Here is a 21,743-nt window from a genome sequence, read left to right on the forward strand (position 1 = left end):
ACACGGACGGGGAACAGATGCAAACACTTTGCCTTTGTGCGGAAGCTGTGGTACACTGGCAGCACAGAAAAAAGAGAGGAGAGAATCGTATGGAAATACGCAATGCGACCATGGACGATCTACACGCCATTGCCGCCGTGGAGGCGGCCTGTTTTCCGGCAGCGGAGGCTGCCACGGCAGAAGAATTTGCCGGGCGGCTGGCACACTATGCCGATCATTTCTGGCTGCTGTTTGAGCAGGGGGAACTGGTAGCCTTTGTGGACGGCTTTTGCACCGACACGCCCGACCTGACCGATGCGATGTACGCGGACGCCGCCCTGCATGATGAAAACGGCGCATGGCAGATGATCTTTGGGGTGAACACCCTCCCGCGCTGCCGCCGCCGGGGCTATGCCGGGCTGCTGCTGCAAAGAGCCATTGCAGATGCCCGCGCGCAGGGGCGCAAGGGACTGGTGCTGACCTGCAAGGAGAAGCTTTTGCACTATTACGCAAAATTCGGCTTTGTGAACGAGGGCGTTTCCGCTTCCACCCACGGCGGGGTGGTGTGGTACCAGATGCGGCTGCGCATCTCATACGGGAACACCCTGCCCACGGAGTTTTGCCGCATGGTGTGAGGGAGAGCGCTTGTGCCGGAGCGTGCGTTTTTCATTATTTTTTGCGGCGCGGAAGAGCCTGTTGCAGCGTCGAATTTTGTTGACAGGGGCAAAGCAGGGGGTATAATAAAAGGGAGACAAAACAATAGGAGGCATCTGTATGAAACAGTCCACAAGACTTGTGCCCTTGGTGATGTTGCTGCTGTGGATGTTGTTGGCTCTGCCGGCAGCGGCAGCGGCTCCCGAGACTACCGTGCAGCAAAACGGCATCTACACCATCTATTTTGAGACCGGCGGCGGTGTGGGGATCCCGGTGATCGCCAGCACTACCTCTACGGGCAGGCTGAACTCTCTGCCCACCCCCACCATGTCCGGCTATACCTTCGAAGGCTGGTATACCGATCAGTTGGAAGGGGACAAGATCACTGTGAACACAGAGTTCGGCGCGGACACCACGATCTATGCGCATTGGGTGCCCAATGCCTCCGACAAGACCCCGGCGGTCACAAAGCCGGGCACTGCATCGACAGACGGCTTTGCGTGGAAGGCGCATGTTGGCACGATGCTGGTGGCAGGTACGATCCTGCTGACCATGGCCGTGCTGTATCTGCGCTGAGACGTTTCGTTCAGAAAAGAGGTATCTTATGATGAAGTATTCTGCCCAGACGATCCGGCTTCCGGCACAGTATGCTCTGCTGGCACCCGAGGAACAGGCTGCCGTGGCGGGCGGCGCGGGTTTTGCCGATGTGCTGAACAATATCAGCAAGATCAGTAAAGTATTCAACTATATGGCGCGCTTTTTCTCTTCCACCAGCGCCATGCTCAACAATTTTATCACAGCCTATAACACCCTGCAGGATCTGAATAGTTATATCCAGAAAAATTTCTGACAGGCTGCACTTGCGAAGTACGGCACCGGTGTTGCTACCAACACGGGTGTGCTGAAAATATATCTTTTGCCCGGCAGCCAGAACCGGCTGCCATAGAACAGGTTTGCGATCCTGAGGAGGAAAACAAGATGAAAAAAGCGTTCAGACTTTCCGCGTGGATCACGGCTGCGGCCATGGCGGTCAGCCTGCTGCCAATGGGGGCGTTTGCGGCTCCCGCAGCACCGGAGACCACCAACACCATTGCGGAGGGTGCGTACACAAAGGAAGGTACCCAGTGGTATGTCAGCTTCAATGATCTGGAGACAGAGGCGGATTACATCGTCATCGTCAGCCGCTCGGCAGAGCAGCCGCTGGCGGCAGAGAATCTGGTCTACCTGACCGAGACTGCTTCTACGGACACCGGCACGCTCACCGTGCCTTTCCGTGCGGCGGCAGAAGATATCCGGTACGCCGTGGCCTGCCGACCCGGCAAAATACCGGAAAGCCGCACCGTCCGGGTAAACGGCGGCACGGCCGACCTTGAACAGGCTGCTGCGGGCGCAGTGGTCACCATTACTGCACCGGCAGAGCAGGACGGAAAGCCCTTTGCCCGCTGGAAGGTGGAAGCCGGTGACATCACGCTGGCCGAGGAGACCGCCCGCCAGACCACCTTTGTAATGGGCAGTCTGGATGTTGAGGTGACGGCGTGCTACGACACGAAGGACTCCCCCACCCCCGCCCCCGGCGGCGATGGAGACGGCGGCGGTGCGATCATTGCGTTGGCCGCAGGTGCGGCCGCTGTGGCGGTGGCAGTCGGTGTAGTGACTACTGTGGCACCGGTGGCTGTGCGGGGCAGGGTAGAGCTGGCAGATCATACCGTACCGGCCAACGCACGCATCTCGCTGCTGCAAGACGGCAAGGTGGTGGCGCAGACGACTGCCAACGCCGAGGGCAGCTTTGAACTGAAGGTCAAGCGCGGAAATTACGAACTGACTGCTGTTTATACGGATGCAAACGGTCAGCTTGTGCATAAGACGATCCAGATCAAGGCCCCGGTCAAGGGATTGACCGTGACCCTTTAAGGCCGTCTCACAGCTTTACAGTAAGATAGAAAGGAATCCTGCCCTATGAAGCGATTTGTTGCGGCGATCCTTGCGGTCGTTATGCTTTTGAGCACCTTTTCATTCACAGCGCTGGCAGCAGCCCCGGAGCAGCTGCCCCAGACCGGCCCGGCGGTACAGCAGCTGCAAACCACAGCGCTTCCGCCTGTCGGACTGGATACCCGCCCCTACGCTGCTGCAATGGCGCAGCAGCAGACCGGCAAGCTTTCTCAGTCCACGACCAGCGACCAGCTGAGCATGACCGCCACCGACAGTCTGAGCGCCCTGCTGCTGGCGGGAATGCCGGACGCAGACCCGGACGCAGAAAACGGCGGCAGCGATGCCCAGAACTACCGGGTGATCGATGCAGGCGTAACGGGGCAGACCGCCACAGTGCGCTATTTTGCCGCCGGTACGGCAGACCTTGTGGTGGGCATTTACAGCACCGACAGCAAGCAGCTGCTGGCCAGCGGCACCATACAGGTGGAGCAGACGGAGGAGACCATGGCGGAGATCCCGCTCACCGGCACGCTGCCCCAGTATTTTGTGCTCAAGGTATTTCTGCTGGACACGGAAGAGCACAGCGCCCTGAGCGATACTTATGTCAGCACCTTGTTCACCGAGGAAATGTCCGACCTGAAGGAGGCCAAGGCCAGCGACTTTGACCCGGAATTGGTGGTCAATCTGGACGAGCGGGACGACACGAACTTTGGTGTGGTGAAAGCCGATGTTGCACTGCTGGACAATGACGCGGTGGCACCCGACGAAAACGTCATCACGCAGGACGCCGACAGCTATGTGTATACCGTTGAAAACCCCACCGAAGAGTTCCGGAACCTGCAGGAAGGCGATACCTTTGTTTACCACAGCCCGGAGGGACTGCTGGTGGCCCGTGTGCAGGACATTCGGGAGGAAGGCGGCAAACTTGTCATTACTGGTGACGAGGAACTGGACATCCGGGATGTGTTCGACCTGCTGAAGATCGACAGCGATCAGGACAGCAGCGAATTCCACTATGTGGAGGGCAGTGCAGAGAGCGGCGCGGATGGCAGTGTGACCAGCAACGTGACCGTGCAGGAGTCTGCGATAGTGGATTTCTCGCCTGAGGCGCTGGAGTATACCGGCGAGGGCGCCGACGCCATCCATGCGGCTGCGGACGATGCAGAGGCGGACAACGGCTTTGTGGATGATCTGACGGAAGATATCGGCAACATATTTGAGCCCAAAAAGGACAACCAATCAAAGGAAAAGACTTTGAAGGTCCTGATGGACAAGGAGTACAAGAAGAAGTATACGGATGATCTGGAATACTCCGTCAAGCTGCATATTGATTCCAGTGTTGCAGTGAACGCAAACTTTGCCTACTATATCGCATGGGACCGTGTGTATGTGGCAGGCTCGGCCGCACTGAGCATAAAGGGCGTTTACGGCGTGGAAGCCGATTTAAAAGCGACCGTAGATCTGGGCAAGTACGATGCCACCGATGTCATGACGGGCATCTCCTTTGGTGTTGCGGCAAGCATTGATGTGGAACTGAACGCTTCGGCAAATGTTACGCTGCTGACCACCGCAACCATTGGCGCTTCCTACCAGCTGGGCTATGGCTTCCGCAACCTGAGCAGCAACCCCTATTACCAGATGACGGCAGATGCCAATGTGGTGGTAAAGGCGACCCTGCACCTGAGTCCGTATATAGGTGCAGCCTACAATCTGGTGCAGCTGTACTTCAACCTGAGCTTTGAAAATACCCTTACAGCCCATGCTATTTTCCGGGGAGCGGACTCGGAGGATGTGCCGGAATCCCGCGATGGCTGCGCCCCAGTGTGCTTTGCGTTCAATCTGCACATTACCTGTTCCGGCAACTTGCAGATCGGAATGCAGCTTGTCCCTGGAAAAGACGGAATTATGTTCGATCCCTTTACCCTGTGGAAGAACGCAGAACTCTTTGATGGCGATGCCTACTGGTCGCCCTTCCGCAAGGAGTTTGCCTTTACCAAGTGCCCCCACACGGAGTACCGTGTCACGGCAACGCTGGAAGGGGTAAACAACACCACCGCCCTGCCGCTGTACCTGCAAAAGGACGGCAACACCCCGGAACTCATCGGTGAGTGCACCTACGTCAACCCGACCAAGTTCTATCTGGAACACGGCGAAGCTTACCGCCTGTACTCGGTGGTGGACGGCGTGGTGTTTGCCACGGACGAGGAGTTCACGCTGGATAAGGCGCTGGAAGTCACCCTGACAAAGCACCCAGAGATCAGTCTGGACGACCTGCTCAACAGCGGCCGTGTGGATGACGGCTCCAGCGATACCGGCCATATCACCTACACCTTCAACGAAAAGACCGGCACGCTCATCATCAGCGGCGAAGGTGCTATGCCCAGTTTTGATACCGCAAACCATGGCATCCCTTGGCCGTGGGACAACAGCAAAATCAAAAAGCTGATCATCCGCGAAGGTGTGACAAAGATTGGCAATCATGCATTTATGTATGCTGACGCCCTTACAGAAGTATATCTGCCGGAAAGCTTGAAAACCATTGGAGATCGTGGGTTTGGCTATTTCAACGCTTACAATGAAACTCCAACCGAAATCTATTATGCAGGCACCCGGAAGCAGTGGCGCACAGTAGGTGTTGTGGTCGACAGTTCAAAAGGATCTTATACAAATGCTGCATTCAAAAACGCTGTCAAGCACTGCACAGATGGCGATACCAACCTTCCGATGGCAGGCGGCAGCGGTACGAAAAATGACCCGTACCAGATTGCCACGGCAGAGCAATTAGATGCCATCCATGACTGGCCGACCGCTACATACTATGTGCTGGTCAATGATATCGACCTTTCCGGCATTGAGTGGGTGCCGTATAGCGGTTACATCAATTTTGATGGACAGGGACACACGGTTTCCAATCTGACTATCATCAAAACGGATGTGAGCGGCGAAGCCAACATTGGCATGTTCGGCGCATTGTATTCGTACTATGACAACTATTATGCCGGTACGTTCCAGAGCCGGGTGAGTAACCTGAACCTGAAAGATGTGAACATTGATATTACCGGCACTGATGAAAGTGAGACAGTGCTCAATGTTGGTGCAATCGTTGGCTTGAACAATGCCTCTAGTAACGATATCTATATCCAGAATTGCTCTGTCAGCGGCAGAATCAACGTACAAGGCGGCTTCCGCACATGGATCGGCGGCATTTCAGGTCGAGGCCAGCAGAATTGCCGCACCTATGTGCAGAACTGCACGAATAAGGCGGATATCACCTATACACGCGGAGAAGGCACTTACGAATGCGAAGTCGGTGCATTGCATGGTTTCCAGGCAGATGTGAGCGACTGCACCAACTATGGTACCATTACGGCCAACGGCAAGGGCATGGAAAGTTGTGTGCGTACAGTAGGCAGTGGCAACACCGACTACGGCAAAACAATCATCAACGGCGTGGAGCGCACCGCAGCATAAACATTTCTCAGCGATAAGGGAAAGCAGAAAACAGCCCCAACAAAAAGAGATAGACTTCCCGGAAAGGGCGGTCTATCTCTTTTTTTGTCATGAGCTGAAACTGCAACAAAAACTTTTTTTTAATAAATAGCCAAAATAATGGAAATGTAAAGGCATGAGCCTTTGCCGCTGGCAGATAAAAGCATAGAATAACAAAAAAGTCTGAACTGAGGCATCAGCCACCGGTTCAGACTTTTTTCATACCATAAAACCACAGACGGCTGCGGCCAGCAGCCTGCGGTTCAGTTTGTTGTCAGCACTCATCGTACTGCTTTTGCAGGTATTGTAGGCACTGGACGGCGTTTTCCGGGGTAGTGTTCTCCAAGGTGGCGAACACATAGGGCTTTTGCTCCTTGGCGAACCGCAGAATGGTGCGGTAGTCGCCCATGCCGCCCTGCCCGGCACCGGTGGCAGCCAGCTGCCCGCCGGCATCCTGCCGCAAGAAGTCCTTGAAGTGGATCATGGCCACGTCCTTGCCCAGCAGCTCGATAGCCTCGGCGAACACTTCCTCCCGGCGGTCTACGTTTTCCATGTTCAAAAGGTTCACCGGGTCCAGCAGAATTTGCAGATTGGGGCTGCCGATCTCGTCCAGTACAGTGCGGGCGCGGCGGGCGTCATACACGATGTGCTTGACCACCGGCTCAATGGCAATGGTCACGCCGTACTGCTCGGCGCAGCGCACCACCGGCTTGAAGTTTTTGATAAAGGTGGCAAGGGCGGCATCGCTGCGGCACTCCGGGCAGAACTTGTACTCCGCGTTGGGTGCACCGGTCTCGGTGCCCACCATGCCGCAGCCCAGCAGGCTGGCAAAGCGGATATGCGCGTAGTACTTTTCCTGAATGGCGTGCAGGGCATCCGCATCCGGGTGCGCCAGATTCAGGTAGTTGCCCAGCACCGCAATGTCCAGCTCGTTTTTGGCAAACAGGCGGCGCAGATAGGCCGCGTAGCCGGGGGTGAGAGCAGAGGGGGTGTTGGGCAACTCCTTCAGGGATTTGCTCAGTGCCAGATGCACGCAGGAAAAGCCCTTCTGGTGCACCAGCGGCAGCACCTGCTCAATGGGCAGCTTTTCCGCGTCGTGCAGACGCAGACCGAATTGGATCATGCTTGGTTCCTCCTTTGATTTGAGTGCGTTTTTACCATTATACACCAAAAATGTCTGCGGGGGAACACCTTAGATGTCTTTTGGCAGGTGCTGTTTGTCACCCCGGGTGGCACCCGGCGGCGCAGGTAATACAGATGTGTGTTATGCAGAGGGCGAAATGCTGATTTGTTGGCTTCTTTGTTAGATTATGCCATCCTTTCCGGGCATTTTGCAACGCATATAAAAGCAAAAATCCCACGATACACGCCGCCATTCTAGCGGTATATCGCAGGATTTTTCTTGGAGCTGGTGACAGGAGTTGAACCTGCAACCCACTGATTACAAATCAGTTGCGCTGCCATTGCGCCACACCAGCAAAGGTTACCAGAATAGTATAACACAGGCACGGCCATTTGGCAAGGATTGTTTTTTTGCAGGGGATGATAATCCTTGGAAACAGACAAAAATAACAGAAAACGATACACAAGTATAAAAATATGCTACAAATTTAAACAATTTTACATTGCAAATTTTTTGACGATGTGCTATGCTGAAACGTAGAGAAACGCCGCCGGAAAGGCGGCTGCAAACAGATTTGGAGGATTTATATTATGGCTGACCGCATTGTTCTGAATACCATCTCCTACCACGGCCACGGCGCTATCGAGAACATCGTTCCCGAGTTGACCGCCCGCGGCTACAAGAAGGCTTTCGTCTGCTCCGACCCCGACCTGATCAAGTTTGGCGTTACCAAAAAGGTCACCGACCTGCTGGATGCTGCAAACTTTGCCTACGCTGTGTACAGCGAGATCAAGCCCAACCCCACCATCGCCAACGTACAGGACGGCGTGGCTGCCTTCAAGGCTGCCGAGGCTGACTGCATCGTGACCATCGGCGGCGGCTCCTCCATGGATACCGCAAAGGCCATTGGTATCATCATCAATAACCCTGAGTTTGCGGACGTCCGCTCTCTGGAAGGCGTTGCTCCCACCAAGAAGCACGCAGTGTTCACCATTGCAGTGCCCACCACCGCCGGTACTGCTGCTGAGGTCACCATCAACTACGTCATCACCGATGTGGAGAAAAAGCGCAAGTTCGTCTGCGTCGACACCAACGATATCCCCGAGATCGCTGTGGTCGACCCCGATATGATGTCCTCCATGCCCAAGGGCCTGACTGCCGCTACCGGTATGGATGCGCTGACCCACGCCATCGAGGGCTACATCACCAAGGGCCACTGCGTCATCTCCGATATGTTCCATCTGGAAGCCATCAAGCTCATCAGCCAGAGCCTGCGCGGCGCTGTGCAGAACACCCCGGAGGGCCGCGAGGGCATGGCTCTGGGTCAGTACATTGCCGGTATGGGCTTCTCCAACGTGGGTCTGGGCATCGTGCACTCCATGGCACACGGCCTGTCTGCTCTGTATGATACCCCCCACGGTGTGGCCTGCGCCATTCTGCTGCCGGTGGGTCTGGAATACAACAAGAGCGTTGCCGGTGAGCGTTACCGCGCCGTGGGCAAGGCCATGGGCGTTATGGGCATCGACGAGATGAACGATGTGGAAGCCGCTGATGCCACCATCGCTGCCGTCAAGCAGCTGAGCGCAGATGTGGGCATCCCCGCAAACCTGCACGGCATCCTGAAGGAACAGGATATCCAGTTCCTCGCCGAGTCCGCTTTTGCAGACGCCTGCCGTCCCGGCAACCCCCGCGACACCAGCGTGGAGGAGATCGTGGAGCTGTATAAGAGCCAGCTGTAATCTACAAAAGTAAACTCCGAGAGCCGCTGCACCGTGCATGTGCAGCGGCTTTTTTTAACGGAAAAATGTTTTTAATTGCATCATTCCGGGCAGACTGCGGTCTGCCCGGAATGATGCGTTCGTAAAATGAAAACGCACGCCAATTGTAACATTTTTTTGCCGTCCCCTTGTATAAACCGGCGCAAGCGAGTACAATCAGAGCATAAAACTAGAAGGCGAGGAAAGCGCGATGACACTGAACTTCTATACATTGGGTGTGCTGTATCTGGTCTATTCCTTCCTTGGGTGGGTAGGGGAGACCGTGGTGGCTACCTTCCGGGGCAAGCGGTTTGCAAACCGCGGCATGGCGGCGGGGCCGTTCTGCTTTGTGTATGGCACCACGGCCATCCTGATGGCAGTGGGCTTTGCAGATATGCGCACAAAGCCTGCGATGCTGTTTGTGGCCTGTATGCTCACAGCTACCGTGGTGGAGTGGCTCACGGCAAAGCTGCTGGAGCGGCTGCACAACCGCAAATGGTGGGACTACTCTGATAAAAAGTTCAACCTGAACGGCTACGTCTGCCTGCAATACTCGGTGCTGTGGGGCGCGCTGGGCATGGTGACCGTGCTTTGGGGCAATGGGCTGCTGCTGCGTCTGTGCGCCCTTGTGCCGGGCTGGCTGCTGCATCCGCTGGTGTGGGCGGCGCTGGGCATCGCGGCGCTGGACCAGCTGGGCTCGGCGGTGCTGGTGGGGCGGTATGCGGCGCAGCACCCGGTGCTGGAACAGCTGAACCAGAAACTGGAGGCACGCTCCGATACCTTGCGCCGCCGCATTGCCGTGTATGTGGAAAAGCGCATCCAGCGCGCCTACCCGGAAGCCGCCCGGCAGCAGCCCACGGCAGCGCAGAAGGGAAAAGCCGACTTCCTCAGCGCGGCAGACCTGCTGTGGCTGTTCGTCATCGGGGCGTTTCTGGGCGATGTAGTGGAGACCGTGTTCTGCCGCCTGACCGCCGGGGTATGGATGAGCCGCTCCAGCTTGGTGTGGGGGCCTTTCAGCGTGGTGTGGGGTCTGGCGCTGGCCATGGCTACCGTGCTGCTGCGGCAGAATCAGGAAAAAAGCGACCGCTATCTCTTTGCCTTCGGCACGGTGCTGGGCGGCGTATATGAATATGTGTGCAGCGCCGTTACCGAGCTGCTGTTCGGCACGGTGTTCTGGGATTACAGCAAGTTCAAGTTCAATCTGGGCGGGCGCATCAACCTGCTGTACTGCTTTTTCTGGGGCATTGCGGCGGTGCTGTGGATGCGCTACGGCTACCCGCTGGTGCTGAAGCTGATGAAAAAGGTGCGCAGCCATATCCGCCCGTGGATGACGGCGGCGCTGGCGGTGTTCATGGCGGTGAATATGCTCACCAGTGCGCTGGCACTGGCGCGGTACGATGCCCGCACCAGCGGCGAAGCACCCAACGGCCAGCTGGAAGTGTTCCTTGACGCGCATTTCGACAATGCCCGCATGGAGCGCATTTACCCCAACGCCAAAAAAGTGAACAAGGCAGAATAAACTCCATATTTCCCCTTGCGTTTTTGCCGGAAAACCGGTATAATATTCTCTGGATAAAAGGGAGTAAGGGGCGTACCTTGGTTGAAAAACCGGTGCGCTGTGCTGTAGCGACAGTCCCGGCAGAAATGCCCGATGCAGTACCGGATGCTTGAGACTTTTATCACATTTTCCCGTTCTGGGCAGGATGTGATAAGGGTCTTTTTTTGTGCCTCTGCCGCCATCATTTAAAAAAAGGAGAGATATTATGCTGATCCCTGTTCTGTTGTTTATCGTGGGTCTGCTGTGCCTGATCAAGGGCGGCGACTGGTTTGTGGACGGTGCCACCGGCATCGCCCGCCGCTTCCATGTGCCGGAGCTGCTCATCGGTGCCACGGTGGTGTCCATCGGTACCACCCTGCCGGAGGTTATGGTGTCCACCACCTCTGCCCTCACCGGTCATGGCGAGATCGCCTACGGCAACGCCATCGGCTCGGTCATCTGCAACGCTGCACTGATCGCCGCCATCACCATTGCGGTGCGCCCGGGCAAGGTTGACCCCAAGAGCCTGCGCACCCCGGTGGCCTTCTTCTTTGTGGCTGCCGCTTTCTATGCCGGTGTGGCCTACACCACCGGCTCCTTCACCCGCCCGGTGGGTCTGATCCTGCTGGCCATGTTCGTGGCTTACATCGTGTGCAACGTGCTGGCTATGAAAAACGCCACCGCCCCGGAAGAGGAGGAGCAGGCAGAGGAAGGCTCCTTTGCCAAGGAGCTGGGTCTGCTGGCCATCGGCGCAGTGCTCATTGCTGTGGGCGCTGACCTGCTGGTGGACAACGGCACCCTCATCGCACAGGCACTGGGCGTACCGGAGTCGGTCATTGCGCTGACCTTTGTGGCACTGGGCACCTCGCTGCCGGAGCTGGTCACCGCCATCACCTCGCTGGCCAAGGGTCACGGCGCACTGTCGCTGGGCAACGTCATCGGTGCAAACGTGTTCAATCTGGTGCTGGTCAGCGGCGTGTCCGTCACTTTGGCACCTTTCAGCATCCCGCAGAACTCCACCATCGCAGGCATGAACGCCTCGCTGGTGATGGATATCCCGGTCATGTTTGCCGTGATGCTGCTGCTCACCCTGCCCGCACTGATCAAGGGCAAGCTGAGCCGCCCGCAGGGCATTGCACTGCTGTGCATCTATGCCGCCTTCTGCGCCGTGCAGTTCAGCATCTGATCTGTTGTAAACGTAAAATAGTTAAGGCTGCTGCACAGGGTTTTGTGCAGCAGCCTTTTTATGTGGGACGATTTGGAATGCGCTCCGCGTTCGCTTTGCGCATCATCAGCGGAAAGATTATTTATAATTTCGGAATACCGGAGCGTCTGCGGACGCTCCGGTATTCCATTTTCACGGGAGGGGTTTGGAACGAACTCCCTCAGTCAAAGCCTGACGGCTTTGCCAGATTCCTCTGGGAGGGAGCCTCTGGCGCGCCCGGAAGCTTTGCGCTTTAGCCGGAAACGATACCGTCATGCCAAAGGCCCCATTCCAGAGGACGACTTCCCCCGGCCGGGGGAAGATGTCGCCGCAGGTGACAAAAGGGGGAATCTGTCGCCATAGGCGACTGGGGGAGTTCAGCGGCGTGCGCCCTCTCAGTCAAGCCCTGTCGGGCCTGACAGCTCTCCCAAAGGGAGAGCCAAGAGCACCACCGGAAGCTTTCTCATTGCGCCTAATACTTTAGCAACGGACTTTAAACCTTGGCTCTCCCTTTGAGGAAAGACTTCCCCTGCTCCGGGGGAAGATGTCACCGTAGGTGACAAAAGGGGGAATCTGGCGCGTTAGCGCCTGAGAGGGCGTGGCAAAACCCTGACGGCTTTGCCTGAGAGGGTAAAAAAAGTGGGTCAGAAGCGCCCACAGACGTTTCTGACCCACAAATAGAACGATATTTTTTGTTTTACAGCTGGCAGGCGGTATCGTAGCCGGTGCGGATGGCGTTGGAGATATCCGCAGCCTTACCGGCGGCATCGCCGATGGAATACACCGGGATGTTGGAAGCTTCCAGCGCAGCAGCGTCAAATTCGTTGGAGCGTGCGCCCATGGCCAGCACGATGTAATCGCAGGGGATGGTCACCTCTGCGCCGTCCTTGTTCTCGCAGACGACGGCATCCATGCGGAACTCCTTGACCTTGTGGCTGGGGTACTGCTCCACGCCGTAGGTCTTGTAGTTTTCCAGCAGGGTGGGCAGAATGGTGGTGCTCTCGCCGGCGGCGATCTTGTCCATCATCTCGATGACCGACACCTTGCAGCCGCGGGCAGCCAGATACTCTGCGGTCTCGCAGCCTACCATGCCGCCGCCAATGACAGCCACCGTGCCGTACACCTGCTGCTCGCCGGCCAGCACCTTCCACGCGTCGGCAACGTTCACGCTGTCAATGCCGGGGATGCGGGGTGCGGCGCTGTGGGCACCCACAGCGTTGATGACGGCCTCGAAACCGGCGTCCTTCAGCTGCTCTGCGGTGCGGGTCTGACCCATGCACAGGTGCACACCGGCGTTGCAGACCGCGTGGATCAGGTCCTGTGCGGCGCGGCGCATCTCCTCCTTGCGGGGAGGTACGCAGGCAATGTTCAGCTGACCGCCCAGAGAGGTGGTCTTTTCAAACAGGGTCACGTCATGGCCGCGCAGCGCTGCCACACGGGCAGCTTCCAGACCGGCAGGGCCGCCGCCGAGGACGGCGATCTTCTTTTTCTGTGCTGCGGGCTGGATGCTGCGGGTATTCTCGTAGCCGTTCTCCGCGTTCAGCACGCAGGAGAGGAACTGGCGGTTCTGGATGGCATCGGTGCAGCCCTTGTTGCAGCTGATGCAGCGGCGGATATCGCAGGCCTTCCCGGCAGCAATCTTGGTGCCCCAGTCGGGGTCTGCCAGCAGCGGACGGCCCATGGCAACCATATCGGCCATGCCGCTCTCGATGACACGTGCAGCCATATCGGCGTCCATGATACGACCCACGGCGCTGACCGGCACATTGACAGCCTTTTTGATGTCCCCGGCGATCTTGACGAAGAAGCCGTAGGGCTGTACGCCCATGGGAGGAATGGTGTCGGCCATGTTGCCGGTGTGGTTAGCCTGGGCAACGTGGAACATATCCACGCCGTCCTCCACCAGCCACTGGGCAAACTGCACGGCGTCGGCTTCGTCAATGCCGCCCTTGCCGCGCTGCGGGGTGACGATGGACAGCTTGTAGTCGATGACCATATCCGGCACAGCCTTGCGGATGGCGCGGGTCAGCATACGGGCAAAGCGGACGCGGTTCTCCAGACTGCCGCCGAACTTATCGGTGCGGTGGTTCATGCGGGTGGAGCACAGGCAGCCGTTCAGGCGGTCGCCGTGGATCTGGATGACATCCACACCGGCCTTCTGGGCGCGCACTGCGCAGGCGCACATCTTATCGATGATGGACATCAGCATCTCCTCGCTGGCCTCATCGGTGAAGAACATCATGTCGTGGTGCAGGCGCTGACGCATCTCGTCAAACTTCTTCTGCATAAACAGGCTGTTGATGGCGTCCACATCGTACTCCGGGTGGAAGATCTGGATGCCCAGCTTGGTGCCGTAGGCGTGTACGCTGTCGGCCAGTGCCTTGAAGGCAGGGATCTGGCTGTCGTCAAACAGCTTGGGGGTGGGAGAAAAGCTGTTGATGGGTGCCACATCGCCCAGAACGATGTAGCCCACGCCGCCCTTTGCCAGACGGGTGTAGAAGCCCATGTCCTGCTCGCTGATCATGCCGTTTTTCTCGTAGCCGGTGGTCAGCGGGGGGAACATGATGCGGTTTTTAAAGGTCTGTCCGCCCACCTCGATGGGCTGCAGAATTACGTTTTCCATACAAAAGCCTCCTTGCAGATACGCTTTGCTTTACAGATTTGCTTTGATGAATGCTGCGGTCTTTTCCTCCACGGCGGCACGGGCTGCCAGCGTGGCAAAGTTGTGGCCGCCGCCTGCAATGGTGTCCATCACGGGTGCGGTGTACACCTGTGCGTAACGGTTGCAGGTGCCCTCGTCCACCAGACGGTCATCGTCGGCGCGCAGCAGCAGCACCGGGCCGTTGTAGCCCTTGGCCTCGGTAAAGGGGTCGGGGTGCTTGGCCATCTCGTAGTTAAAGGCCATCTTGTAGCACAGGCCCTCCATGTCGGCGTAGTCCTTGCCGGCCTGCACAACGCCGTCGGCGCGCTGTGCGCAGCCGAACCACATGCCGGCGCCCGGGCACAGCAGGATCAGGCCGTGGGGCTGGATGACCGGTGCGCAGGAGGCGGCAATGTAGCCGCCCATGCTCTGGCCGGAGAGGAACAGCTTTTCGCTGTCCACATAGGGCTGCTCAGCTGCCCATGCAAAGATATCCTGTGCATCGGTGTGCAGGCCGTCGAAGCTCATATCCTCAAACTCGCCGTCGCTCTCGCCGTTGCCGTAGAAATCGAACCGGGCGCTGCCGATGCCCTGCGCTGCCAGAGCGCGGGACAGGTGGGTGTACATGGACTTGTAGCCGCTGCAGCTGCCGGCAAAGCCGTGCAGGTGCACCACAAAGGGTACCTTGCCCTCGGTGTCGGGCAGGGTCACGATGCCGCGCAGGGTGTGGCCGTTGCGGTTTTTAAACTGAACCTGTAAGATCTTCATGGTTTACTTGCTCTCCTTTGCGGCGCGGCGAGCCTTCAGCTCGGTCAGCATCTCAGCAGTCTTCTGCTTGGTCAGGGGGTAGACGAAGAACAGGATGGCAACTGCAATGCCGTAGCCCAGGAAGTAGATGCCGGTGTAGCTCTTCCAGATGGCGTTCACAACGCCTGCGGTCTGCACAGCGCCTGCGGTAACGTTGTAGCCGATAGCACCCAGCACAAAGCTGGACAGGCTGCCGGAAATGGCGCTTGCAAGCTTGCGGAAGAAGGAGTAGGTGGAGTAGACGATGCCCTCGTTGCGCTCGCCGGTCTGCAGCTCGTGGTAGTCGATGGCGTCGTTAACCATGGCCCAGATCAGCACCTGCATGCCGGAAGCGCCCAGATAGCAGATACCGTTGATGACGATGAAGGCCACGGGGTTATGGACGGGGAAGAAGAACAGGATGCCGAACACGATGGCAGCAAAGCCAGCGCCCATGCAGCACCACTCCTTCTTGCCGAACTTGTTGGCCAGAGGCTGGGTGATGGCAAAGGACAGCACAGCGTACAGCACGCTCAGCATACCGGAGACAGCCTGAATTTTGACGTTGCCGAAGAAGTCCTTGTACAGGTAGGTGTTCAGACCGTTGACCACGGAAGCACCGATCATACCGGTCAGGCTGAAGAACATAACGCCCAGCAGAGCCTTATTGTGAGAAATCTCCTTGAGGACGTGCAGGTAGTTCAGCTTTTCGCCCTGCGGACGCTCGGGCACTGCCACGCGCTCCTTGCACCACACGCAGGTGATCTGCAGGCACAGCAGACCCAGCATAGCGCAGATGCAGGCCAGCATCAGGAAGCGGCCAGCCACGGGCTGGTTGTTCACATACAGGAACAGGGGGCCGACCATGACCATGACGGTCATGAAGATGGTGCCGCCAAGGCTGCGGTAGCGGGACAGTGCGGTGCGCTGGCTGACATCATCGGTCATCACGCTGGACAGGGTGCCGAAGGGCACGTTGACGCAGGTGTACAGTGCCTCGTACAGAACGTAGGTGATGAACATGTAGGCCAGACGCAGGCCGTAGTTGATGTTGCCCACATTGACAAAGCCAAGGATGCACAGCACTGCCATGGGGAAGGAGAAGGCGCGGATCCAAGGGATGAACTTGCCGCCCTTGGTGGCCTTGCGGGAGTCCACGATCGCACCGATGATGGGGTCGTTAACGGCGTCCCAGATCTTGGTGACCAGCAGCAGGATACCCACATGGAAGGGGTTGACCTGCAGGATCAGGGTGTAGAAGATCGACAGATACATGGCGCGGTACTGCTCGGTGAAGCAGCAGCCCAGATCGCCCAGCGTATAGCCGATCTTGTCCTTCATAGAGAAGGGTCGGATGGTCTTTTTCTGGTCCATTGTGTTTTATCCTCCTTAAAAACAGTGAAACCACGAGACTTTTCGCACAAGTCTCTTTTCTACGCTTTGCATTATACGTTAAATTTCCATCAATACATATCCAAAAAATGATTGAAAACTATCGCAAATTGATGTATTATGCAATTATAACAGTTGTACTTTTCTGTTGTGTACAACAAACTGTTACACATGACAGTTTTGCGGAGGAGTTTTTGGTGAACTATACAGCCAAGCGTTATTTTTTCGAGAAGAGCGCCGTCCGGGAGTTTTACTCCGGCGCATATTACGACCTGTTTCTGGTCATGCGGGGCAGCGGAGTATTCCGGTGCCCCGAGGTGGTGCTGCCCGCCCAGCAGCAGAACCTCATCATCTTCAAGCCCGGTCAGGGCGGCAGGCTGGAATATGCCGGTGCATACGGCCCGCTGGAGATTATCCGGGTGCAGCTGTCCCCCCAGACGCTGGCGCAGCTTTCGGACGCCGACACCGACCTTGAAAAAAGCTTCAACGTGGTGCCCTTCCGGCAGGTGGCTGTGCGCCCGGACAGCCAGATCTATATGCTGCTGAAAAACCTTGCCCGGAAGCTGCTGATGCTCCCGCAGGAGCGCACCCAGTTCGGCGCAGCGGTGTTCGAGCACGGTATTCTGCAAATGTTCGTGGTGCTGGCGCTGCGTGCCTGCATCCATGCGGAGTTCCACACCGCATCGGTCAGCCGCCACCATCTGATGCTGGACGAGGTGTTTTTGTTTATTCAGGCGCACCTTACCGAGGAACTGACGCTGGAGCGGCTGGAAAAGGAGTTTTTCGTCTCCCGGGAGCATATTGCCCGGGAATTCAAGCGCCAGACCGGGCAGACGGTGCACCGCTACATCGTGAAAGCACGGTTGGACCGCTGCTGCACCCTCATCGAGCAGGGGCTGCCCATCACCGAGGTGTACAAGACCAGCGGCTTTGGCGGCTACAACCACTTTTTCCGCGCCTTTAAAAAGGAGTACGGCATGACCCCCAAGGAGTACTTCCACACCACCCGGCAGGACGCCCGGGGATGAATCCGGCAAAAGCAGCGCCGTCCGCACCTGTGAAAAAAGCCGCCCGGAAAGATCCGCAGATCCTCCCGGGCGGCTTGCTTATTCTATTATTTGCCCTTACTTGCGTCGGGTGAGGCAGTTCAGCGCCATCACAACCAGCACGAGAAAGCCGATGACCAGCAGGATACCGGTCATGCCGATAAGCATCATGGGCAGGGTGGTCATCCAGGAAGAAAGATGAAGCATAAAGGCACCTCCGTTAAGCCATCAGGGAAAGGATCAGTCCGCCGGCAAGGACGGATGCGATCTGCCCGGAAACGTTGACGCTGATGGAGTACATCAGCAGGAAATTCTGGCTGTCCTCGGCCAGACCCATCTTGTTGACCACGCGTCCGCTCATGGGGAAGGCCGAAATGCCTGCCGCACCGATCATGGGGTTCAGCTTTTTGCCCTCGGGCAGGAAGAGGTTCAGCAGCTTGGCGAACAGCACGCCGCCAGCGGTATCAAAGATAAAGGCCACAAGACCCAGCGCCATGATAAGCAGGGTATCCGGCCGGACGAACTTGTCGGCGGTCATCTGCCCGGCTACGGTCAGACCCAGCAGCAGGGTGATGAGGTTTGCCAGCACGTTCTGGGCGGTCTCGCTCAGGGAGTTCAGCACCCCGCACTCCCGCAGCAGGTTGCCGAACATCAAAAAGCCCACCAGCGCCACGCTGGCCGGGGCTACCAGACCGGCGACCACCGTGACCACAACGGGGAACAGGATCTTAGTCAGCTGGGTGACGTTGCCTTTTTCGTAGGGCATACGGATGCGGCGCTCCTTCTGGGTGGTCAGCAGCCGGATGACTGGCGGCTGAACGATGGGCACCAGCGCCATATAGCTGTAAGCCGCCACCATAATAGCGCCCAGATACTGGGATTTCAGGGTGTTTGCCACAAAAATGGCGGTGGGGCCGTCGGCAGCGCCAATGACCGCAATGGATGCGGCGTCCTTCATATCAAAGAAGAACCCGGCCAGAAACAGGGTGAAAAAGATGCCGAACTGTGCCGCTGCGCCAAACAGCATGAGCCACGGTTTTTCCAGCAGCGGGCCAAAATCGATCATGGCACCGATGCCGATGAACAGCAGCAGCGGGAACAGCTCGTTGGACATGCCTGCCTCAAACAGGGCAGAGATGGGGCCAACGGTGTCGCCCTGCGTGATAGCGCCGGATGCGGGAAGGTTGACCAGAATGGCACCGAACCCCATGGGCAGCAGCAGACTGGGCTCCATCTTTTTGACGATGGCAAGGTAAATGAGCAGGGCACCAATGCCCCACATGACCACCATCTGCCATGTCAGCGCCCCGAAGTTTGAAAAGAGCGCGGCGAATGTGTTCCAGAAATTCATAATGTTTTTCTGCCTCCTTTTGTTCTGATGCTGCGGCAAGAAAAAAAGAGACCCTTGCCACAGCGTACGATCTGTGACAAAAGTCTCAAGCGAACACATGACATCGGGCATTGCTGCCGTGATGACGCTGCCATGCAGCGGCCTGCCGGAAAAAAGCCTTGACCGGCGGGCTGCCCTTTACTCCCCTTTATCATTTTTATTGATACCAGAAACTGCCGCTTCTGTCAAGGGGGAAAATGCGGTTTTTCGCAAAAATCCAATAGACGGATGCCGGTTCCCTCTATGCCCCTCCCGTGAAAAGGCGAGCCGAAAAATCCGCAATTTTAGTTATAGATGCAGCTTTCCTTTGCGGCTCCTCTTGTGAAAAGGCCAACCGGGAAAATCCGCAGATTTTCCCGGTTGGCAAAATATAAATAATTTTTCCGCTGAAAATGGTCAGAGCGCAGCGGAGACCATTCCAAACCGTTAATCCACCACCGGTACATCCAGCCCGAACTCCTGCGGGCGGAAGCGGGGACAGACGTTCTCGGTGATGCAGATGACCGAAGCAGCAAGACGGCTGCCGATCTCGCAGGATTCTGCCAGCGTTTTGCCGTAGGTCAGGCCGATGACCGTGCCTGCAAAGAAGGCGTCGCCCGCGCCGGTGGTGTCCATGACGTCCACCTTTTTGGCGGGCACGATGCCGCAGCTGCCGTCCGCGCAGGCGTATACCGCGCCCTGCCCGCCCATGGTCACCACCATGCTGGGGATATTGGCGCTGCGCACGTTGCTGCTGAGCACCCGGCACATCTCGTCTGGGGAGAGGTGGTCGTAGTCGTCCGAGAACAGCAGCCCGGCCTCCTGCTGGTTGCAGACGAAACAATCGATCTGCTGCAAGAAATCCCGTCGCTCCATGGCGATGCTCATGTTGGAGACAACGGCAAACACCTTTTTGCCGTACTTTTTGGCGTAGCGCAGGGTCTGCTTCACTGTCTCTTTTTCAAGGTCCAGTTCCAGCGCAATGGAATCGCAATCCGCAAAAATGGCATCGCCCTGCTCCTGTAACAGGCCGGTCAGCGGGGTGGTGTCCGGCCGCTTGGAGATGGCGGCGTGCACATCGCCGTCGTTGTCAAAAATGGCCAGCCATGTACCCATGCCGTCCGGCTTTTTCTGGATAAAGCGGGTGTTCACCTTGTGCTTTGCCAGCTTGTCGATGACGTCCTGTCCCATGCCGGTGTCATCCACCAGACCCACAAAGGTGGGGCGCAGCTCCACGTTGGCGATATCCTCCACCACATTGCGGCTCACGCCGCCGTGTACCTGCTCGATGCGTCCGGCGTTGCGCCCGCCGGGGATATAGGTGGAAAGGGGATAGCCCTTGATATCCACAAAAACAGCTCCGATGACTACGATGCCCATAAACGATAAACCTTTCTGACTTCAGTTGATTTTACCTGTATTATACAGGAAGCAGACAAAAGATGCTATCCTTTTGTCTGCTTTTGCGGAAAAATGTCTCCAAGGCGGGACGCGCAAAACGCATTTTCACAGGAGGGCTGTTTCCGGTCACGACCCCTTTCCGTGAAAAAGGGCTTCCGAAAAGTCCGCAGACTTTTCGGAAGCCCAAATAAAAAATAATTCTTCCTCTTACATCGCCGTGCGGGCGGTGCGCACCAGATACTCCATGGCCTGCACCGGGTACTGCCCGGCGGCGGTCTCGCCGGTGAGCATCAGGCTGGATGCGCCGTCCAGTACGGCGTTGTAGATGTCGCTCACCTCGGCGCGGGTGGGCACAGCCCGGGTGTGCATGCTGTCCAGCATCTGGGTCACCACCATAAAAGGCACCCCGGCTGCCCGGCAGGCGGCAGAAAGCTGCTTTTGGCAGCGGGGCAGCTCCCACAGGGGCATGGCGTTGCCAAGGTCGCCCCGGGCAATGACGATTTCGTCCACCAGCGGCAAAAACTCCGGCAGCGCCTGTACGCCCGCAAGGTTTTCGATTTTAGCAAGAATTTTCAGCTGCGGCGCACCGGCTTCTGCCAGCGCCTGCCGCAGGCTGCGGATATCCGCAGCGCCGCGCACAAAGGGCAGCATGACCCCGGTGACGCCGCAACCGGCGGCGATGGCAAGGTTTTCCTTGTCCTCAGCGGTCAGGGTGGGCATCTGGATGTCTGCCCCCGGTGCTGCCAGACTTTTGCGGCTTTGCAGCACGCCGCCCCGCACTACGGTGCACACGAGCGCTTCCGGCTCTGCGGTGTCCACCCGTGCCAGCAGCTTGCCGTCATCCAGCAGCAGCTCCTGCCCGGGCTGCACGCCCTGTACTAGTGCAGCAGGGCAGGGGATGCCCTGCGCGCCCAGACGCACGGTCTGCCCGGCGGTCAGGGACAGCGGCTGCGGCAGACGACCAATGCGCAATTCCGGCCCTTGCAGGTCGATGAGCAGCTTTTTGACCCCGGCTTTATGCAGCATCTCCAGCCAGTCCTTGTGCGCTGCCAGCGGCCCGTGAGAAAGATTCATGCGGATGCCGGTCATGCCGGCTTCCACCATCTGCTGCAAAAGCTTTACATCGGCACAGGCAGGGCCGATGGTTCCGTAAAAATCCATAATTCCTCCTGCAATTCGCGTTTTCTTTCTATTGTAGCATGACCGCGCAGCAAAAGATAGCCCGGCGGCACATAAAAAAACACCGGAAGCTGATGCAAAGCCTCCGGTGTCTTTTTATGATGCCTTATGGGGTTTACTGCTACACTTTGCACCGCCTGCGTTCAGTACAAAGCTTACAGCTCCCTCTATTTTTAAAGGTTGTACTTAGTTTACAGCATTTCGGGCAGTTCGTCAAGGGCTTTTTCCAGCTTTTTCCGGCAAAGACTGGAATATCA

The 21,743-nt window shown here is 57.5% G+C and carries 17 protein-coding genes and 1 tRNA gene; 9 read left to right on the forward strand and 9 right to left on the reverse strand.

Going from position 1 to position 21,743, the window contains the following annotated elements; genetic code table 11:
* Positions 1–89: 89 nt before the first annotated feature.
* The 5 genes from MTP39_RS05485 (at position 90) to MTP39_RS05505 (ending at position 6,033) form a co-directional block, all read left to right on the forward strand.
* Complete coding sequence (locus MTP39_RS05485; protein ID WP_249241752.1) at positions 90–614, forward strand: GNAT family N-acetyltransferase; 525 nt, start codon at positions 90–92, stop codon at positions 612–614.
* A 139-nt stretch (positions 615–753) separates the two neighbouring features.
* Positions 754–1,209 carry an InlB B-repeat-containing protein gene (locus tag MTP39_RS05490; protein WP_249241753.1) on the forward strand — a complete coding sequence of 152 codons (456 nt, stop codon included), beginning with the start codon at positions 754–756 and terminating at the stop codon, positions 1,207–1,209.
* Positions 1,210–1,237: 28 nt separating this feature from the next.
* A complete protein-coding gene (locus tag MTP39_RS05495) occupies positions 1,238–1,483 on the forward strand; it encodes a hypothetical protein (protein WP_249241754.1) in 246 nt (81 codons plus the stop codon).
* A gap of 128 nt (positions 1,484–1,611) precedes the next feature.
* On the forward strand, positions 1,612–2,544 hold the full coding sequence (locus tag MTP39_RS05500) for an InlB B-repeat-containing protein (protein ID WP_249241755.1): 933 nt from the start codon (positions 1,612–1,614) through the stop codon (positions 2,542–2,544).
* Between the two features lie 45 nt (positions 2,545–2,589).
* Positions 2,590–6,033 carry a leucine-rich repeat domain-containing protein gene (locus MTP39_RS05505; protein ID WP_249241756.1) on the forward strand — a complete coding sequence of 1,148 codons (3,444 nt, stop codon included), beginning with the start codon at positions 2,590–2,592 and terminating at the stop codon, positions 6,031–6,033.
* 292 nt (positions 6,034–6,325) lie between these two features.
* Here MTP39_RS05505 and MTP39_RS05510 read toward each other — a convergent pair whose 3' ends face one another.
* Positions 6,326–7,174 carry a sugar phosphate isomerase/epimerase family protein gene (locus MTP39_RS05510; RefSeq protein WP_249241757.1) on the reverse strand — a complete coding sequence of 283 codons (849 nt, stop codon included), beginning with the start codon at positions 7,172–7,174 and terminating at the stop codon, positions 6,326–6,328.
* 280 nt (positions 7,175–7,454) lie between these two features.
* A tRNA-Thr gene (locus MTP39_RS05515) sits at positions 7,455–7,529 on the reverse strand.
* Between the two features lie 235 nt (positions 7,530–7,764).
* Between MTP39_RS05515 and fucO the strand changes: the two genes are divergently transcribed.
* The 3 genes from fucO (at position 7,765) to MTP39_RS05530 (ending at position 11,654) form a co-directional block, all read left to right on the forward strand.
* Positions 7,765–8,913 carry a lactaldehyde reductase gene (fucO, locus tag MTP39_RS05520; protein ID WP_249241758.1) on the forward strand — a complete coding sequence of 383 codons (1,149 nt, stop codon included), beginning with the start codon at positions 7,765–7,767 and terminating at the stop codon, positions 8,911–8,913.
* A 229-nt stretch (positions 8,914–9,142) separates the two neighbouring features.
* Positions 9,143–10,450, forward strand: coding sequence for a putative ABC transporter permease (locus tag MTP39_RS05525; RefSeq protein WP_249241760.1), 1,308 nt, complete (start codon positions 9,143–9,145; stop codon positions 10,448–10,450).
* A 244-nt stretch (positions 10,451–10,694) separates the two neighbouring features.
* Entirely contained in the window at positions 10,695–11,654 is a 960-nt protein-coding gene (locus tag MTP39_RS05530; RefSeq protein ID WP_249241761.1) for a calcium/sodium antiporter, read from the forward strand.
* Positions 11,655–12,369: 715 nt separating this feature from the next.
* Here the strand turns inward: MTP39_RS05530 and bilR are convergent.
* From bilR to MTP39_RS05545, 3 genes are read right to left on the reverse strand one after another with little or no spacing between them, the layout of a single operon-like run.
* Positions 12,370–14,295 (reverse strand): bilirubin reductase, long form, encoded by a 1,926-nt coding sequence (gene bilR, locus MTP39_RS05535; protein WP_249241762.1) that lies wholly within the window; start codon positions 14,293–14,295, stop codon positions 12,370–12,372.
* A gap of 30 nt (positions 14,296–14,325) precedes the next feature.
* The gene (locus MTP39_RS05540) at positions 14,326–15,081 is read right to left on the reverse strand and encodes an alpha/beta hydrolase family protein (protein ID WP_249241763.1); all 756 of its coding nucleotides are present in this window, start codon (positions 15,079–15,081) and stop codon (positions 14,326–14,328) included.
* A gap of 3 nt (positions 15,082–15,084) precedes the next feature.
* Positions 15,085–16,473: an MFS transporter gene (locus MTP39_RS05545; RefSeq protein WP_249241764.1), complete on the reverse strand. Its 1,389-nt coding sequence runs from the start codon at positions 16,471–16,473 to the stop codon at positions 15,085–15,087.
* Positions 16,474–16,688: 215 nt separating this feature from the next.
* Here MTP39_RS05545 and MTP39_RS05550 point away from each other — a divergent pair, with 215 nt between their 5' ends.
* Positions 16,689–17,519, forward strand: coding sequence for a helix-turn-helix domain-containing protein (locus MTP39_RS05550; protein ID WP_249241765.1), 831 nt, complete (start codon positions 16,689–16,691; stop codon positions 17,517–17,519).
* 96 nt (positions 17,520–17,615) lie between these two features.
* Here the strand turns inward: MTP39_RS05550 and MTP39_RS05555 are convergent, their stop codons facing one another.
* The 4 genes from MTP39_RS05555 to pyk form a co-directional block, all read right to left on the reverse strand.
* Positions 17,616–17,744 (reverse strand): hypothetical protein, encoded by a 129-nt coding sequence (locus MTP39_RS05555; protein ID WP_015538181.1) that lies wholly within the window; start codon positions 17,742–17,744, stop codon positions 17,616–17,618.
* 13 nt (positions 17,745–17,757) lie between these two features.
* Entirely contained in the window at positions 17,758–18,888 is a 1,131-nt protein-coding gene (locus tag MTP39_RS05560; protein WP_112090222.1) for a sodium ion-translocating decarboxylase subunit beta, read from the reverse strand.
* Positions 18,889–19,353: 465 nt separating this feature from the next.
* The gene (locus MTP39_RS05565) at positions 19,354–20,286 is read right to left on the reverse strand and encodes a carbohydrate kinase family protein (RefSeq protein ID WP_249241766.1); all 933 of its coding nucleotides are present in this window, start codon (positions 20,284–20,286) and stop codon (positions 19,354–19,356) included.
* A gap of 228 nt (positions 20,287–20,514) precedes the next feature.
* Complete coding sequence (gene pyk, locus MTP39_RS05570; RefSeq protein ID WP_249241767.1) at positions 20,515–21,468, reverse strand: pyruvate kinase; 954 nt, start codon at positions 21,466–21,468, stop codon at positions 20,515–20,517.
* Positions 21,469–21,743: the final 275 nt, after the last annotated feature.

Origin of the sequence: Faecalibacterium sp. I3-3-33 (assembly GCF_023347295.1) — a bacterium.
Classification (GTDB): Bacteria; Bacillota; Clostridia; order Oscillospirales; family Ruminococcaceae; genus Faecalibacterium.

What these genes read in the sequence shown, in the direction of transcription:
- MTP39_RS05485 (WP_249241752.1), top strand. Translation starts at nt 90, where the DNA reads ATGGAAATACGCAATGCGACCATGGACGATCTACACGCCATTGCCGCC.
- MTP39_RS05490 (WP_249241753.1), top strand. Translation starts at nt 754, where the DNA reads ATGAAACAGTCCACAAGACTTGTGCCCTTGGTGATGTTGCTGCTGTGG.
- MTP39_RS05495 (WP_249241754.1), top strand. Translation starts at nt 1,238, where the DNA reads ATGATGAAGTATTCTGCCCAGACGATCCGGCTTCCGGCACAGTATGCT.
- MTP39_RS05500 (WP_249241755.1), top strand. Translation starts at nt 1,612, where the DNA reads ATGAAAAAAGCGTTCAGACTTTCCGCGTGGATCACGGCTGCGGCCATG.
- MTP39_RS05505 (WP_249241756.1), top strand. Translation starts at nt 2,590, where the DNA reads ATGAAGCGATTTGTTGCGGCGATCCTTGCGGTCGTTATGCTTTTGAGC.
- MTP39_RS05510 (WP_249241757.1), bottom strand. Translation starts at nt 7,174, where the DNA reads ATGATCCAATTCGGTCTGCGTCTGCACGACGCGGAAAAGCTGCCCATT.
- fucO (WP_249241758.1), top strand. Translation starts at nt 7,765, where the DNA reads ATGGCTGACCGCATTGTTCTGAATACCATCTCCTACCACGGCCACGGC.
- MTP39_RS05525 (WP_249241760.1), top strand. Translation starts at nt 9,143, where the DNA reads ATGACACTGAACTTCTATACATTGGGTGTGCTGTATCTGGTCTATTCC.
- MTP39_RS05530 (WP_249241761.1), top strand. Translation starts at nt 10,695, where the DNA reads ATGCTGATCCCTGTTCTGTTGTTTATCGTGGGTCTGCTGTGCCTGATC.
- bilR (WP_249241762.1), bottom strand. Translation starts at nt 14,295, where the DNA reads ATGGAAAACGTAATTCTGCAGCCCATCGAGGTGGGCGGACAGACCTTT.
- MTP39_RS05540 (WP_249241763.1), bottom strand. Translation starts at nt 15,081, where the DNA reads ATGAAGATCTTACAGGTTCAGTTTAAAAACCGCAACGGCCACACCCTG.
- MTP39_RS05545 (WP_249241764.1), bottom strand. Translation starts at nt 16,473, where the DNA reads ATGGACCAGAAAAAGACCATCCGACCCTTCTCTATGAAGGACAAGATC.
- MTP39_RS05555 (WP_015538181.1), bottom strand. Translation starts at nt 17,744, where the DNA reads ATGCTTCATCTTTCTTCCTGGATGACCACCCTGCCCATGATGCTTATC.
- MTP39_RS05560 (WP_112090222.1), bottom strand. Translation starts at nt 18,888, where the DNA reads ATGAATTTCTGGAACACATTCGCCGCGCTCTTTTCAAACTTCGGGGCG.
- MTP39_RS05565 (WP_249241766.1), bottom strand. Translation starts at nt 20,286, where the DNA reads ATGGGCATCGTAGTCATCGGAGCTGTTTTTGTGGATATCAAGGGCTAT.
- pyk (WP_249241767.1), bottom strand. Translation starts at nt 21,468, where the DNA reads ATGGATTTTTACGGAACCATCGGCCCTGCCTGTGCCGATGTAAAGCTT.